General features: G+C 30.8%; 16 protein-coding genes and 1 other annotated feature. Of the genes, 12 read left to right on the top strand and 4 right to left on the bottom strand.

The genetic code is table 11. The features are described from left to right. The first annotated feature begins 8 nt into the window (after positions 1 to 8). Positions 9 to 956, top strand: coding sequence for an FUSC family protein (locus HMPREF9709_RS06855; protein WP_005398870.1), 948 nt, complete (start codon positions 9 to 11; stop codon positions 954 to 956). A gap of 295 nt (positions 957 to 1251) precedes the next feature. Here the strand turns inward: HMPREF9709_RS06855 and HMPREF9709_RS06850 are convergent, their stop codons facing one another. Both HMPREF9709_RS06850 and HMPREF9709_RS09665 read right to left on the bottom strand, forming a co-directional pair. Then, the gene (locus HMPREF9709_RS06850; RefSeq protein ID WP_005398869.1) at positions 1252 to 1668 is read right to left on the bottom strand and encodes a hypothetical protein; all 417 of its coding nucleotides are present in this window, start codon (positions 1666 to 1668) and stop codon (positions 1252 to 1254) included. A gap of 119 nt (positions 1669 to 1787) precedes the next feature. Next, entirely contained in the window at positions 1788 to 2318 is a 531-nt protein-coding gene (locus tag HMPREF9709_RS09665; protein ID WP_005398868.1) for a helix-turn-helix domain-containing protein, read from the bottom strand. A 180-nt stretch (positions 2319 to 2498) separates the two neighbouring features. Here HMPREF9709_RS09665 and HMPREF9709_RS06840 point away from each other — a divergent pair, with 180 nt between their 5' ends. The 8 genes from HMPREF9709_RS06840 to HMPREF9709_RS06805 all read left to right on the top strand — a co-directional run bounded on the left by HMPREF9709_RS06840 (position 2499) and on the right by HMPREF9709_RS06805 (position 10016). Then, positions 2499 to 3893: a hemolysin family protein gene (locus HMPREF9709_RS06840; protein ID WP_005398867.1), complete on the top strand. Its 1395-nt coding sequence runs from the start codon at positions 2499 to 2501 to the stop codon at positions 3891 to 3893. Positions 3894 to 3996: 103 nt separating this feature from the next. Further along, positions 3997 to 4434 (top strand): gamma-glutamylcyclotransferase family protein, encoded by a 438-nt coding sequence (locus HMPREF9709_RS09660; protein ID WP_005398866.1) that lies wholly within the window; start codon positions 3997 to 3999, stop codon positions 4432 to 4434. A 57-nt stretch (positions 4435 to 4491) separates the two neighbouring features. Continuing rightward, positions 4492 to 5181: a 5-oxoproline transporter, DUF969 family subunit gene (locus tag HMPREF9709_RS06830; RefSeq protein ID WP_005398865.1), complete on the top strand. Its 690-nt coding sequence runs from the start codon at positions 4492 to 4494 to the stop codon at positions 5179 to 5181. 1 nt (position 5182) lies between these two features. After that, on the top strand, positions 5183 to 6133 hold the full coding sequence (locus tag HMPREF9709_RS06825) for a DUF979 domain-containing protein (protein ID WP_005398864.1): 951 nt from the start codon (positions 5183 to 5185) through the stop codon (positions 6131 to 6133). Between the two features lie 46 nt (positions 6134 to 6179). Further along, positions 6180 to 6824 carry a pyroglutamyl-peptidase I gene (pcp, locus tag HMPREF9709_RS06820; protein ID WP_005398863.1) on the top strand — a complete coding sequence of 215 codons (645 nt, stop codon included), beginning with the start codon at positions 6180 to 6182 and terminating at the stop codon, positions 6822 to 6824. A gap of 168 nt (positions 6825 to 6992) precedes the next feature. Next, complete coding sequence (locus tag HMPREF9709_RS06815) at positions 6993 to 8273, top strand: hypothetical protein (RefSeq protein ID WP_005398862.1); 1281 nt, start codon at positions 6993 to 6995, stop codon at positions 8271 to 8273. Continuing rightward, positions 8270 to 9331, top strand: coding sequence for an ABC transporter permease (locus HMPREF9709_RS06810; protein ID WP_005398861.1), 1062 nt, complete (start codon positions 8270 to 8272; stop codon positions 9329 to 9331). Before HMPREF9709_RS06815 ends, HMPREF9709_RS06810 begins: the two co-directional genes overlap by 4 nt. Before the next feature lies 1 nt (position 9332). After that, positions 9333 to 10016 (top strand): ABC transporter ATP-binding protein, encoded by a 684-nt coding sequence (locus HMPREF9709_RS06805; RefSeq protein WP_005398860.1) that lies wholly within the window; start codon positions 9333 to 9335, stop codon positions 10014 to 10016. A gap of 97 nt (positions 10017 to 10113) precedes the next feature. Here the strand turns inward: HMPREF9709_RS06805 and HMPREF9709_RS06800 are convergent, their stop codons facing one another. Together HMPREF9709_RS06800 and HMPREF9709_RS06795 are read right to left on the bottom strand one after the other, a co-directional pair. After that, the gene (locus tag HMPREF9709_RS06800; protein WP_005398859.1) at positions 10114 to 11451 is read right to left on the bottom strand and encodes an MATE family efflux transporter; all 1338 of its coding nucleotides are present in this window, start codon (positions 11449 to 11451) and stop codon (positions 10114 to 10116) included. 16 nt (positions 11452 to 11467) lie between these two features. Further along, positions 11468 to 12580 carry an FtsW/RodA/SpoVE family cell cycle protein gene (locus HMPREF9709_RS06795; RefSeq protein WP_005398858.1) on the bottom strand — a complete coding sequence of 371 codons (1113 nt, stop codon included), beginning with the start codon at positions 12578 to 12580 and terminating at the stop codon, positions 11468 to 11470. Between the two features lie 126 nt (positions 12581 to 12706). Here HMPREF9709_RS06795 and nth point away from each other — a divergent pair, with 126 nt between their 5' ends. From nth to HMPREF9709_RS06780, 3 genes are read left to right on the top strand one after another with little or no spacing between them, the layout of a single operon-like run. Then, positions 12707 to 13369 (top strand): endonuclease III, encoded by a 663-nt coding sequence (gene nth / locus HMPREF9709_RS06790; protein WP_005398857.1) that lies wholly within the window; start codon positions 12707 to 12709, stop codon positions 13367 to 13369. A 33-nt stretch (positions 13370 to 13402) separates the two neighbouring features. Next, the gene (locus HMPREF9709_RS06785; protein ID WP_005398856.1) at positions 13403 to 14575 is read left to right on the top strand and encodes a MalY/PatB family protein; all 1173 of its coding nucleotides are present in this window, start codon (positions 13403 to 13405) and stop codon (positions 14573 to 14575) included. 13 nt (positions 14576 to 14588) lie between these two features. Beyond that, positions 14589 to 14855: a hypothetical protein gene (locus tag HMPREF9709_RS06780; RefSeq protein ID WP_005398855.1), complete on the top strand. Its 267-nt coding sequence runs from the start codon at positions 14589 to 14591 to the stop codon at positions 14853 to 14855. A gap of 74 nt (positions 14856 to 14929) precedes the next feature. Next, positions 14930 to 15152, top strand: a binding site (T-box leader). Positions 15153 to 15460 lie beyond the last annotated feature (308 nt).

Raw genomic sequence — 15460 nt, 5'->3', positions numbered from 1 at the left:
GGGAGAAAATGAAGCGTATTAAAATTGGAAATAGATCTATAAAAACTGTTATTGCGGTATTTTTCTCATTTTTCATTGCGGGGATTTTCCCAGAATTAAGTCCTGGGATGATGTCTGCTGCAGCGATAACTGCGATTAATATTAGTATCTTTGAGTCGTTTAGATCATCTTTTGACAGAATAATGGCGAATGTCACAGCAATAATTGTCGCCTTTATTTTACAATTAATAAAACAAGTAAATCCAGTTGGTGTAGCAATCGGTATGACAATTATAGTCTGTGTATGTACTATTTTTAATTGGCAATATTCTATAGGCTCAGCCGCAATCTTTTTTGTGTTTGTACTAGAAGTTCCATATTTTGCAAAACAGGATTATAGACTATACGCGTTAAATAGGATTTTTGATACAGTTGTAGGTACAGGGATTGGTCTGTTAGTAAATGCTTATATTCTGAGGCCAAGGCAAGAGAAATACCTTCTTTCAGTCTATAGGAGCACATATAAAGACATACGAAATGAGTTTAAGGCATTACTAGCCGATGATAAAACAGTTGATGAATTCAAATTAATAGATAGCATTTCAAAGATAAATGACACATATAAAAACTTAAGAAATGATGTTAAATTAAAAATGAATTCCAATTTAAATACTGTCGCCGTCTCAAAATTAAACAATCTATTTAGAATGGCGCTTAGCCTCATTATTGAACTAAATGATATAGACGAAAAGCCGAAATTGAGTAATAAAAACTATATCATGTTACAACAATTCTTTAAAGGTGATTTAGAATGTCAACATCAAATAGTGGATGATGTAGATTCTGAGTTTTTTCAAAGATACAATTATGAAATTACAAAAATCATACATACTTTAGAGTCCATAGAATATAATATTTTGGAATTTACAAAATCCTATGAGAAATTGGAGAATGTGTGGTATAAGGAGAATAAATAAAAAAAAGGAGCTTTGCGCTCCTTTTTAATTCGATCGATTTCATCTATAAAACCAAGAATATGGGTGAGAGTTTACCATAGAGATAAAATCTTGGTTTTATTGGTGCTATTGACAGCTCTAAATAGCTTGGTACGCAATTTACCGATGAGCGTAAATTGTGTAAATAGTAATTCTAGAGAGGACTATAATTACTATTAGTATGGCCAACTCCTTAATAATATATTAGCATAAATATTAAATTTTGCACTGTCAACTTTGTTACATGGATTTAACAATTTAAATTAAATCTAATATATTATTTATCGTCTTCAGTCTTTTCTTCTACAACTTCTTCTTCAACAGCACCTTCTCTGTCAAATTCATTTTCTTCTGATTTTCCACCCTCTTTAAATTCGCTTTCTTCATCATCCATTAAGTCTTTATCAATTCTTTCTTTGTCAGAATCACCATCATGTTTGTCACAATCGCATTTGTGTTCATCGCAATTACATTCATGTTTGTCGCAATCACATTCGTGTTCGTCACAATGGCAGTCTTCTTTATGTTTATCTTTGCATTTACAATCTTTTTCGTTCATTTTTTTATCTTCTCCCTCTTCTTTTAATAAATCTTTTTCGGTTTTATTATCTGTTTCATTGTTAACTTTATTATCAAGTTCAATTTCTGATTCTCTTATTAAATCTTGTTCCATTTTTTGTTGATTAACATCCATAAATAAACCCTCCATTTTTTTATTACTTACTAACTATGTTATACCCACGCAATAAAAATATACACTATAAAAATCATTCATATAATTTCTATAGTGTATAAAAAACTTGTAAAAAATATTTAATTTTCTTTTTCAAATTTGTGAATATATTCTTTTAATATTTTTATCATTTTATTACTTGAAATATATTTCTCAGCTTCGTTAATATCGATTTTTCCACCATTCATAATGTGTTGAACTAGTACCTCAGTTATCATAACTTCTCGAGACTCTTTATTTGCTAGATATTCTTCAAGGTCTATATTCATTTTTGAATTAATACCTTCAATCATACCGATATAGAAGGTACTTTTTTCACCAAAATATTTTTTTACATTTTCTATAGATTCAAATCCTAAAATGACATCTTCTACAGACATAAATTTTCTATTATCTCTCACGACTATTCCTCCATTTAGCAATATATCTACATTTGTGTCTAATGTATTTGCTAAATCTAACAATAGGGAAGTATCTGGTAAACTATCGCCATTTTCCCATTTAGATATAGTTTGGAATGAAATACTTAATTTATCAGCTAAATCTTTTTGTGTCATTCCTTTACATTTTCTTAAATGTTTGATATATTTCCCGATTTTATTTTGTAACATTTCTTCCTCTTCCTTTTCAATAGATCTATTGTCTATATAGTACATTATTAATTAAATTCTGTAAATAAATGATTTTATGAAGAAATTCTACTATACGTAGAATATATATGACTTATCCAATTGTTTAATTTAGTTAAATATGATAGAATTTCTGTATAAATAAATAAATTTGGAGGCAATATGGATATACCACAGGCGGTCCCGGAGGTGGACCTCGGTAACGGTAATTTATTAGGACAATTAATTTTAATCATAATATTAACGCTGGTAAACGCTTTTTTTGCGGCATCAGAAATGGCTATGGTTTCTGTTGATCAAGGCAGATTAAAACATGACGCGGAAGATGGCGACAAAAAAGCAGAAAGTATTTTAAATTTATTAAAGGATCAGTCAAATCTTTTATCAGTTATTCAAGTAGCAATAACATTGGCAGGATTTCTAAATTCTGCATCTGCAGCTACCGGGATTTCAATAAAATTAGGATATGCTATGTCAAATTGGGGCGTACCGTATTCAAGGACTGTTTCTCAAATACTTATAACATTAATACTTTCCTTTATAACAATAGTTTTTGGTGAACTAATTCCAAAGAGAGTGGCGATAGTTAGAAGTGAAGAGTTTGCAAGATCTGCAGTTGGCACTATATCATTTGTAAATAAGTTGTTTAAGCCTTTTGTATGGCTTTTATCGAAAACGACAAATCTATTCTTAAAGCTTCTTGGTATAAGAGCGGAAGATATGGAAGCTAGAATTACAATTAATGATATCAAATCATTGGTCCAACAAGGGCATTCTCAAGGAATAATAGATGCGGTTGAAAGTGAAATGATTAATTCTGTTATTAATTTTGATGAAACATACGCAGAAGAAATCATGACACCAAGGACCGAAGTGTTTATGATTGATATAAATGATGAATTTAGTGAATATAAAGATGATATGCTTTCATTAAAATATTCTCGTATACCTGTTTATAACGAAGATGTGGACAATATCATTGGGGTTTTATATCTTAAAGACTATTTACTCGAATCTTATATTGTTGGATTTGAAAATGTAAATATTAGAAAGATTATGAAACCGGCATATTTTGTACCAGAAAGAAAAAATATAAATGAGTTATTTAGTGAGTTACAAACTAATAATCGTCATATGGCGCTATTAATAGATGAATATGGTGGTTTTGCAGGTATAGTAACAATGGAAGATTTGATTGAAGAGATTGTTGGAAATATTGATGATGAATATGATCATGATGAACCTGAAATTAGAAAAATTTCCGATGATGTCTATGAAGTAAAGGCTTCAATTTCTATTAGAGATTTTAATTATGAAACGGGAAGTAAGATAGATGAAGAAACGGATGATTATGATACGATTGGTGGTCTTATAATTTATCTATTGGGATACATTCCAAATGATGAAGAAAAGCCAAAAATCGATTATGAAAATCTTTCAATTCAAGTTTTAGAAGTAAAGGATAAAAGAATTATCACAGCTAAGATAACTGTGTATGATGAATTTACACATAAAAGAGAAGATGATTTAGAAAATGAAATCGATGAAGCTAAGTAAAACTTAATTATGATAATTTAAGGCTAGATTATTAAATATATCAATAAAATATATCGAAAATCTTGTCCTTTTTTTTAAGGAAAATAAATTTTAGGAGGAATGCTTGAAAAAATATATTGCCTATGGCAGCAATCTCAATGATGAATTTATGAGAGACATGGGACATCAAGGAGAATGCTTAGCGATAGGAGCTATAAGAAATTCAAGGATAAGATTTAGAGGCAATGGATATCTAAATCTTGAAATTGAAGTTGGTGAAGACGAGGTACCAGTTGCGATCTGGGAGATTGATACTGAAGTCGAAAAGAATATAGATATATATGAGAGATTTCCAGAGCTATATTCTAAAGTAGATATAACAGTAAAGACGGATGACGGCTTAGTTGAGGGCTTTGCCTATATAATGAATGAGCCGGCAAGTAAGGTCCCCGCAGTCCCGGAAAAATGGTATGTTGACGTAGTTACAAAGGGATATGAATTTAGACATTTTGATAAACATGCTTTAAATTTAGCTTTAGAAGAAATAGGTATTATAGGATAATCTTTTTTTTATGTAAGTGTAATTAAATTTATAAAATAAAAAATAATGGGAGGAAAAATGGATTTAATTAAATTAGTAGGGCTAGCAGTCCTAATTATTGGTTTTGCGTTAAAGCTTAACTCGATATTAGTAATATTCGTAGCGATGATTGCTACAGCCCTTGCAAGTGGAATGGGGGTTGAGACATTCTTAGTAACTTTAGGAAAAAGTTTCGTAACTAACAGAGCGATGATGATATTTGTTGTTATCATGTTTGTTACAGGTACTTTAGAAAGAAATGGGTTAAAACAATCTGCAGCTAAACTGATCGGAAAGGTTAAGAATGCAAGCCCAGGTAAAGTAATTGTAAGTTATGGTATTTTTAGATCAATATTTGCAGCATTTAACGCAAGTTTTGGTGGGGTTGCAGGATTTATTAGACCTATCATCATGCCAATGGCGGAAGGTGCGATTAAAGCAGAACATGGTGAAGTTCATCCGAAATATTTAGATGAAGTAAAAGGTATGAGTGCGGCTATGGAAAACATTATATGGTTCTTCTTCCAAGTACTATTCGTTGGTGGAGGTGGAGGACTATTGGTTCAAGGTACACTTAAAGATTTAGGTTATAATGTTGAACTTATAGAGCTTGCTAAGGTAACCATTCCTACAGCGATTATCTCATTGATTGTAGCATGTGTATACTTCTACATAAAAGATAGACAACTAGCTAAAAAGTACGGAAAATTAGCTAAGAAGGAGGCTTAAGATGTTAGAATTTTTTAATAATCCAGATATAGCTATAGGTACAAAAATACTTGAGATAGTATATTTTCTAATCGGACTTATTCTTATTTATGTAGGGATAAATAATTTACAGGATAAAGAAAATCCAAAAAGTGCAACAACAGCGTTGTTTTGGGGACTTTTAGGTGTAGTAATTGCTTTTGGTAGATGGATACCAGAAAAATATGTTGGTGTTTTAATCTTAATCATGGCAGTACCACCAATCTTTAATTTAGTTAAACCTGGTAAAAATGATGTCCCAACAGATGAATACACAGAAAAAATGTCTAATAAAATTGGGTATAAGATATTTATACCAGCGTTAATGATTGGACTTTTTGCAATCTTATTTGCGACAGTATTTACAAAACTTGGTGCTTTGGTGGGTGTTACTCTTGGGGTAATATGTGCAGCAATTACATTGAAGATTATGAACAACGATACAACAATATCTACATTCTTAGCAGACAATAAAAGACTGTTAGATATGGTTGGACCATTATGTATGCTTCCAATGTTCTTAGCAAGTTTAGGTGCTATATTTACTGAAGCAGGAGTTGGTGAAGTTATAGCTAACTTAGTTGGTAATATTATCCCTAAAGGAAATGTAAATGTTGGTATTATCGTATTTGCAATCGGAATGGTTCTATTTACAATGATAATGGGTAATGCATTTGCAGCTATTACAGTTATGACCGTTGGTATCGGGGCCCCATTCGTGTTACAATATGGCGCAGATCCAGCTTTAATAGGAATGCTTGCTTTAACAACAGGTTACTGTGGTACTTTAATGACACCAATGGCAGCAAACTTTAATATTGTTCCGGTCGCTATACTTGAGATGGAAGATAAAAATGGGGTAATTAAGAATCAAATCATTCCAGCATTAATAATGATAGTGGTTCAAATCGTATATATGATAATATTTAAATAGAATATATGGTATTATTAAATAGTAGGAAAATGAAAGAGGAGGATATATGAAAATTTTATTAACAGCTTTTGATCCATTTGGTGGTGAAAAAGTAAACCCAGCATTAGAAGCGGTGAAGATGGTAGAAGACGAAATAAAAGGTGCAGAAATTGTAAAACTTGAAATTCCTACAGTATTTAAGGAAGGTCCTAAAACTATTTTTGATAAAATAGAAGAAATAAACCCAGACGTAGTGCTTTCAATAGGTCAAGCGGGCGGTAGATCAGCTTTAACTGTTGAATTTGTTGGTATAAACTGGGCTGATGGTAGAATTGCAGACAACGAAGGAAACCAACCTACTGGTGAAAAGATATTTGAAGATGGGGAAACAGCATATTTCTCAACATTACCAGTTAAAGGAATGGTAGAAAATATTCGTAAACACGAAATACCAGCACATATGTCATATACAGCGGGTACATTTGTATGTAACGATGTTTTATACAGCGTTTTATACTATATTGACAAACACAATAAGAAAATCAAGAGTGGGTTTATGCACGTTCCATTTGCAGCTGACCAAGTAGTAGATAAAGCAAATGGCACACCATTCATGTCTTTAGAAATGATTGCTCAAGGTATCACACATGCTATTGAAGCAATTGTTGAATTAGACGAAGACATTGATGTAAACATGGGACAAACTCAATAATTTAACAACATAAATAAATGGGTTGTAGCAAATACTTTTAGTATTTTGCTACAGCCTTTTTTTATTTAAAGACTATTTAATAATATCTTAATAATTTTTTAACTATTTCGGACTTTTTCTTAATTTTTTCTTGGTAAGATGAAATTAAAGTAAATTATGGAGGAAGGAATGGGGATATTAAAACAGGTTTATAAAAGTAATCGACTTGTAAGAGTGATTATCTTTGTACAAATTATTTTTAGCTTACTTATGAGTATTACCTTTTATAACAGATATAAAACGGTAAATAAATTGTCGGCAGAATTGTGGAACACGCCCTTGAGGCATTCTATAGTGTTTATGGGGAAACAGGTTGGAGTACATACTTTAGAAAATGTTGCAGAAGAAGCTGGTAAAGATTTTATTAAAGAAAAAGAAAAAATATATGAATATTGTAGAAATCATCCAGAAACATTTATTGGAATGACTCCAATATATCTACATGAATCTTTTAAATATGGAGAAAATGATGATATTGCAGTAGATATTTTAGATTCACTTACAATAAAGATTGTAGAACCTCATTTTGAAGGTAAATACAACTTAGAGACAACAGGGAATAAGATACCGGTAGTTGTACAAAGTAATTTAAAAAATAAATTTAAAAAAGGTGATGTCATAGCGACAAAGAAATCTGGTGAAACATTTAATTTTATTATTGAAGGTTATTATGATGATGAAACTCATTTAATGGATGGGGCTATTTTTACGGCGGAAGGAAATTTTACTTGGGAATCTGTATTTAATAAAGTATATCCTGATTATCCAAAATTTATTGCTTTAGAAAATGAGATATTTAATAAAATACATGAAAAACCTAATTATGAATCGATAGAATATAATCAAAGTCAGTCAATTTTATATCTAAATGAAAAGGCGACAGAAAAAGATTTAGAAAAATTTGATAAATTTGTTAATGATAATAAATTAGGATATTACGGTACAAGTGAAGAGATCTTTGCGGTGCAAAATATATCTTTAGAAAGCATGTTTAATTCACGCTTTGATTTAATCTTATCATTTATCGTAATACTTATTTTAACAATAATAAGCATAGGATACGTAAATAAAGATAAACTTGAAAATCGCTATAAAATATATTATTTAAATGGATTATCCTTAAAAAAAATGTATATTATAACAGCAGGATACTACATGTTACTGTTTATCTTACCTTTTATTTTTTATACTATTCTATTTAGAATTTTGGATATAGACTTTATAGAATATAATTATGTTGTTCATATGCCTATCTTTGATAGATTGATTATGGATGACAATAATCTTCATTTTGATGAAATATTAGTATTATCAGCGATATTTATGTTAATAATATCCACAATTTCCTATTGGCCAGTGAAAAATATCAGAAACAAGTATTCAAGACAAAGATATGGGGTGAAAAAATGAAAATAATATTAAAAGAAATAAAAAATAATTTTAGAAAAAATATACTTTATATTATTTATCTAATTATCTCAATATTACTTTGTTTTATGATACTTGCCTCAAGAAAAACTATTGAAAATAAACAAATGGCAAATTTTAATAAATTTGCAAGATATGAATTTATTGACCCAGAGCTAGACTTTGATTATATTCAAAAACTTGCTGATGATGATAGAGTTGAAAGATTTGTATTAGATTTTGAATTTCCATATTATCTAGACTTTATGACAGAGGAAGAAAGTTTACATGCTAATGTTATGGATGTCATGGCTTTAGTTAAAAGTTCATTTACTTCGCAACAAGAAGGAGTCGCTCCTAAAATAGCATCAGACAAATATGAGATTGCCATTCCACAAAGTGTTAATGCAGTTAACAAAATCAAGATTGGTGATAAAATAAAAATTAATAATATCACTACTGAAGTTGTTGGATATACAGATATTGCTATAAATGATTATTTTATAGGGTCAGGGAAATTAGTGAAAGACCTAGATCTAAAGTTATTTGATTTTAAAATTTTTACGAAAGAAAATATGAAGGAAACGGAAAGAAAAGAATTTATAAATGAAGTTGAAAAAAATTTAAAGACAAAGGCAAACATAATAGTTCTTTCAGATTTTATAATGTCTGCTGAAAAGAAAATGAGTTTTATGGTTGGACTTGTAATATTTCTTTCCTTACTTGGACTAGCATTCCTATTTTCTCATATATTAAATTCTCGAAAGAAGAAATATTTCATTTATAGATTTAATGGTATGAAGAAATTACATTTCTATTCGATGATTTTTATAGAAGTAATACTGACATTTATCATATGTTTCGCTATAGCTTTGACGACATTTTTACTAATGGATAAATTTGTCGTAAAAGGAATTATGGGACTTTTAAGATATGATTTACGAATAAAATCCATTCTTCTAGTTTTTGCATTATACATGGCGATGTTGATGATAGCAACCTTATTGAATACGATAAAATATTCGAGAAAATCTCTAGCACAATCATACAAGGAGAATTAGAATGATAAAAATAAAGAATCTAAATAAATTTTATAACAGAAAAAAGGAAAATGAACTACATGTATTGAAAAATCTAAATTTTGAGCTAAACAAAAATTCATTTGTTTCAATCATGGGTACCAGTGGCGTGGGTAAATCTACCCTTCTAAATATTATAGGTGGCATTGAAGATTTTGATTCAGGCGAATACTTCTTTAATGATATTGATATGAAAAACATTTTTAATTCTAAACTTGATGAGATTAGAGGAAAACAGATTAGTTTTGTATATCAAGAATATCTTTTAATTGAAGAGGACACGGTTATTGAAAATGTAAAAGTACCACTTTATTTTGACTCTAAATTAAGAGGAAAGAATATTAACAAAATGGCAGAAGAAGCACTCTTAAAAGTAGGAATAGATAAGAAAATGCATAAGAAAAAATGTTCAAAACTAAGTGGAGGACAAAAACAAAGAGTAGCGATAGCTCGTTCAATTGTAAATAACCCACAACTTATTCTTGCTGATGAGCCGACGGGCGCCGTTGACGAAGAAACATCAAAAGATATTCTAAATCTATTTAGAAGCTTAATTTCTCCAGACCTATCAATAATAATCGTGACACATGATCCAAATGTTGCGAAATACACAGATAAAATATTTAAAATGGTCGATGGCGAGTTTGAAAATGAAATAGAAAAATAGAAAAGAGTTTAACATTACCCCCTCAATAAAACTGATGAAGCTGTTGTAGATTAACTATAAAGTTATTCTGCAACAGCTTCATTGTTTTAGAATTCTGTCAATATTTTTCTATCCTTGTTACATCCACCTTAAAATAATATGTGAATCCCACTAAGTCTGCTAAAAACCATCCAATAATGATTGCCCACCAGATTGCATTCGTACCATAGGTAGGAGATAGTAAGTATGCAAGTAATACTCTTGTGCCCAGGGAAAAGATTGTTAATATAACGGACATATTTGGTCTTTTGATTGCACGATAATATCCATATAAAAGAAATAGCCAGCCAATTCCTATGTAGAATGCACCTTCCGTTCTTAGGTAATTTACACCTACTGCTAGAATGTCAGGATTTGTTTTGTCTAAGAAAATGCCTATAAGCTGTGGTGCAAAGATATATACAATTATCGAAATAAAGGCGGAAAATATTGCTGAACTAATTACACTCAATTTAAATCCGTTTTTGATTCTATCAAATTTTTTTGCTCCATAATTTTGTGATACAAATATGGAAAATGCGTTGCCGAAATCTTGGACCGGCATATACGCAAAGGCATCTATTTTAACCCCTGCAGTAAAGGCTGCCATTACGGATGTACCAAATGAGTTTACTAGTCCTTGTATCATTAAGATGCCAAAATTCATGATGGATTGTTGTAGGGAAGTCAGTACGGAATATTTCCCAATCATCTTTATAGTGTCTAGTTTAACCAAATTCTCACCTTTTTTGTATCTGAAGTTTTCAAGTTTCCAGTAGGCATATATAAATAGTCCTAGTCCTGATAAATATTGAGAAATGACCGTTGCAATAGCGGCACCAGAAATTCCCCATTGAAAATTATTTACAAAAACTAAGTCTAAGATGATATTTAAAATCACAGAAATGGAAAGAAATATCATGGGAGTTTTTGAATCGCCTAAGGATCTAAAAACTGAAGCGGTAAAATTAAATAGAGTTGTAGCGATAATTCCTGAAAATATTATAATGAGATATTCCTTCATTAGTGGAAACACATCACTTGGCACATTTAAAAGTTTAATGATATTATCAAGCATCAAATATGCAAGCAAGTTTAGAGCTAAGCTTAATCCTATTATCAATACAAATGAAGAATGAATGGCTTGTTTAAGGGATTTCTCGTTGTTTTCGCCATAATATATTGAAAATATACTCCCAGATCCTAAACATAATCCATATATGATGGATGTTAAAAATACCATGAATGTAAAAGAAGAACCAACCGCAGCAAGCGCGTTTGATCCAATAAATTTGCCTACAATTATTGTATCGGCAATGTTATAAAATTGTTGCATTAAATTGTTAATAAAAAGAGGCAGGACTAAAATCAAAATAGATTTTAGAACTGGCCCCTCTAATAGGTATTTTTTGTTCATTTTACGTCCTATTTAGTTAAAATTCTAGAGATTTCTTATGCATGCTCACTGAAAGCACGATGCCCATTAATGAGATATTCATCATTTGGAATGTACCACCATTTGAAAAGAACGGAAGTGGTATCCCTGTAACAGGCATAATACCCATAGTCATTCCCATGTTTTCGAAAATATGGATAAATAGGAGCGCGAGCACCCCGATTACCATTCCTACATGATAGACTTCATCGGATCTCATCGACACTCTAATCATCCTATAAAACAACATAAAATACAGGAATATGGCGACAAATCCACCAATGAATCCAAAGTCTTCAACTAATACTGGAAAAATAAAGTCGGTATGTTGCTCTGGAATGTATTTATTTTGTGAAAATGGTCCAGATTTATATCCTCTACCTGTTAATTGTCCAGATCCAAGTGCGATCAAGCCTCTATCAGTTTGATGTGTAGAGGTGGATAAGTTTCTATCTGAATTTTGAAAATCTAAAATTCTATCTTTAGCATAGCCATCAAGTTTTGACCATATAAATGGTAGGGAAATGAAGAATGCCAAAAGTCCAATAGCAAAAATTATTCCAATATTTTTCCAAGATATTCCTGAAATAAAAAATATTACCATAGTAATGAAAAATACTACCATCGCAGTACCAATATCTTTTTGACGTATTATCAAAGCTACTGGTAAAAGTCCGAAAAATAAATATTTTATAATGAAATTTCTAGTATTGATTTTCTTTTTGTTATCTCCAAGATAAGCGGACAAGAAAATAATATGAAGTACTTTGGAAATTTCAGAAGGTTGTAAATTTATTGGCCCAATTTTTAGCCATAAATTTGCTCCCCATTCCTCACCACCATGCCCGAAAAGTATGGTAGCAACTAGCAATCCAATAGAAATGACATAAATTACCCACTTTATCTTTTTCAAAAAATCTAAATCTAAAGTAAAAATAAATAGCATCGCTAAAAAACCAACAACTGTAGCCACAACTTGCGATTTTATTGTGTCATTTGTTGGTGCTATTGCAGAACTAAGCACTACTAAACCATACCCAATTAAAGCAATAAGTGTAAATAATAGTACAAAGTCTAATCTTTTAATATCTTTTTTTGAAAAATTAAACATTAACTAACTCCTGAATCCGTATTGAATTGCATTCCCTATGCTTAAGCAATTAGAATCAATCAATACTATATGATATAATTTATTATAAATCAAAAGCAGATATTAATAAAGGAAAAGAGTTAATTTATGAAAAGTAAGATGAAGTTGACAAAAAAAGAAAAATTAGAAGCATTGGATATACTTTTTGATTATTTTCCTGATGCTGGACCAGAATTAAATTTTACAAATGAATATGAACTTTTGGTTGCGGTTATGTTATCGGCTCAAACTACAGATGTTCGAGTAAACATTGTGACAAAAGATTTATTTAAGAAATATCCTACACCAGAATCCATAATGGATGCAGATATTAAGGATATTGAAAATGAGATAAAAAGTATTGGATTATATAGAAATAAAGCCAAAAACTTGAAGAAAATGGCTCAAATTCTTGTAGAAAAGTTTGATTCAAAAGTTCCTTCAAATAGAAAAGATTTAGAATCACTTCCGGGAGTTGGTAGAAAAACGGCAAATGTCGTTTTATCAACAGCCTTTGGTATCCCAGCTATTGCTGTAGATACCCATGTCCACAGAACAGCCAATCGAATAGGATTGGTGGATACTACCAATGTTTTAGATACAGAAAAAGAACTTATGAAACTAATTCCTAAAGAAAAATGGACGAAGGCTCATCATGTGCTTATTTTCTATGGTAGGAGAATATCCACGGCCAGAAATCCAAATATAGAAGATGATCCGATAAAACATATTAGTTTGCATTGCAGAGGGTATATTGCAGAGGGTATATAGATAAATAGTTAAAAAATGGAAATGGAGATGTTTATGAAAAATAATTTTGAAGAATATGTTTCAAGAAAAAATACAGCTTCCTATAAATGGGATGCAATGTATAATGAAAAACCAGATGTCTCAGATAAGACACTTCCACTATCTGTAGCCGATATGGAATTTAGAAGTCCTTCAACACTATATGAAAAACTTGCTGAACACATCAGCTCTGGACCAATATTTGGATATACCGGCCAAACCAAAGAATTTCTACAATCTGTAATTAACTGGAACAAGAGGAGACATGATTGGGACATCAAGGAAGAATGGATAGTAAACACAGCAGGTGTAGTTAATGCAATATCTGCTGCAATCTCAGCTTTTTCAAATGAAAATGATGGTGCAATAGTCTTTAAGCCAGTCTATTTTCCATTCATAACATCAATTGAAAAATTGAATAGAAAGGTAGTAAATGTTCCACTATTAAATGAAAACAACTATTACTATATCGATTTTGATAAATTTGAAGAAGAGGCGAAAAAATCAGAAAACAAACTTCTAATACTTTGCAGTCCTCACAATCCTGTAGGTAGGGTGTGGACTAAAGAAGAGCTAGAAAAAATAGCAAAAATTGCCCTAGAAAATGATTTAATAGTTATCTCAGATGAAATCTGGTATGACCTTATTTCAAAAGACAAAAAACATATAGTATTATCAACAATAAGTCCAGAAATTGCTGAAAAAACAGTAATCTGTACGGCTCCGTCAAAAACATTCAACGTAGCCGGAATGGGATTTTCCAACATCATCATTCAAAATGAATCCTTAAGAGAAAAATTTGTAGAACACGCAAGCAAAATGGGCATCACACATGTAAACCTACTTGGATACAAAGCTTGCGAAATATTATATAACTATTGTGAGGAATGGTTAGATGAAGCCATTGATGTAATAGAATCCAATCAAAAATTTACAAAACAATTTTTTGATGAAAAATTCCCAGCGATTAAAGCAAACCAACCAGAAGGTACCTATCTAATGTGGATAGACTTTAGAGCTCTAAATAAATCTAGGGAAGAATTAGAAAAACTATTAGTAGATGCGGAAATTTTCGTAACCAAAGGACATATATTTGGTGAAGAAGGGGAAGGATATGAGAGATTTAATGTAGCACTTCCAAAGAAAAATCTAGAATATATGTTAGAAAACTTGTTAAAACAATTATAAAAAAGGAAAATATATGGAATTAGAAAGAAGTTTTTGGGTAGAACCAAAAGAACCAGTATCAAATAACGCAGATATGGTAAATGAAATAATCATTTGGGCAAAATCAGAACAAAAAAGTATAGAAATTATCTCAATGGATGAAGAATATCCAAGTTTAACAATTGATGGTAAAAAATATATAGCGAAAGCAGAACCACCAAAAACATTTATGTTTAAAAATGGTATAGCAATGGGAAAAGCTGTTTTAGGATATAAAAATATATATTTTTACACAGTTTAGTAATTGTATTTCTGCCAATCCTAAGAGGATTGACATACTTGAGAAAAAGAGATATCATATCTTTATGTAATTATACAAAATCTATGATTAAGACAGTATTTTTAGTCGATGTGCTAAGAGAATCCTTGTTTGCTGAAAAAGGAAGACTAGATTAAAAAGAAAATCACTTAGGAGATGGCTTTTTGAAATAAGTAGAAAAGCTCGCGGATGCGGCGTTAATGCTATAATGAGGCCTTGATAAGATACATCAAGGTGAATTTGGGTGGTACCACGTTTAAATGAAATCACGTCCCTGCATATACTGCAGGGCTTTTTTTATGACGTAACTTAGCCTCTCAGCTAATCGAAGATTAGCTGACGGCTAAAGTACGTCAAACGCAAAGTTACACAGCGACTAAGCGACCCTTAGGGAGCTTAGAGCTGATGTAGCGCGTGAAATGACCGGTGGGTCAAGAAAAAAATAAAAAGGAAATCGCTCAGGCGATGCTCCGCATCGTCTGAAGACAAAATTTATCCATTCTTACTAATAATACTAAAAAGATTTTATAAAAACAGTATAAATCAGGGAAACAACCATTCCTACTGAACGGAAAAATTTAAAGACA

The organism is Helcococcus kunzii ATCC 51366, assembly GCF_000245755.1.
GTDB classification, from domain to species: domain Bacteria; phylum Bacillota; class Clostridia; order Tissierellales; family Peptoniphilaceae; genus Helcococcus; species Helcococcus kunzii.
The sequence above is the reverse complement of the archived record's forward strand: the minus strand, read 5'-3'. Positions and strand labels throughout refer to the sequence as shown.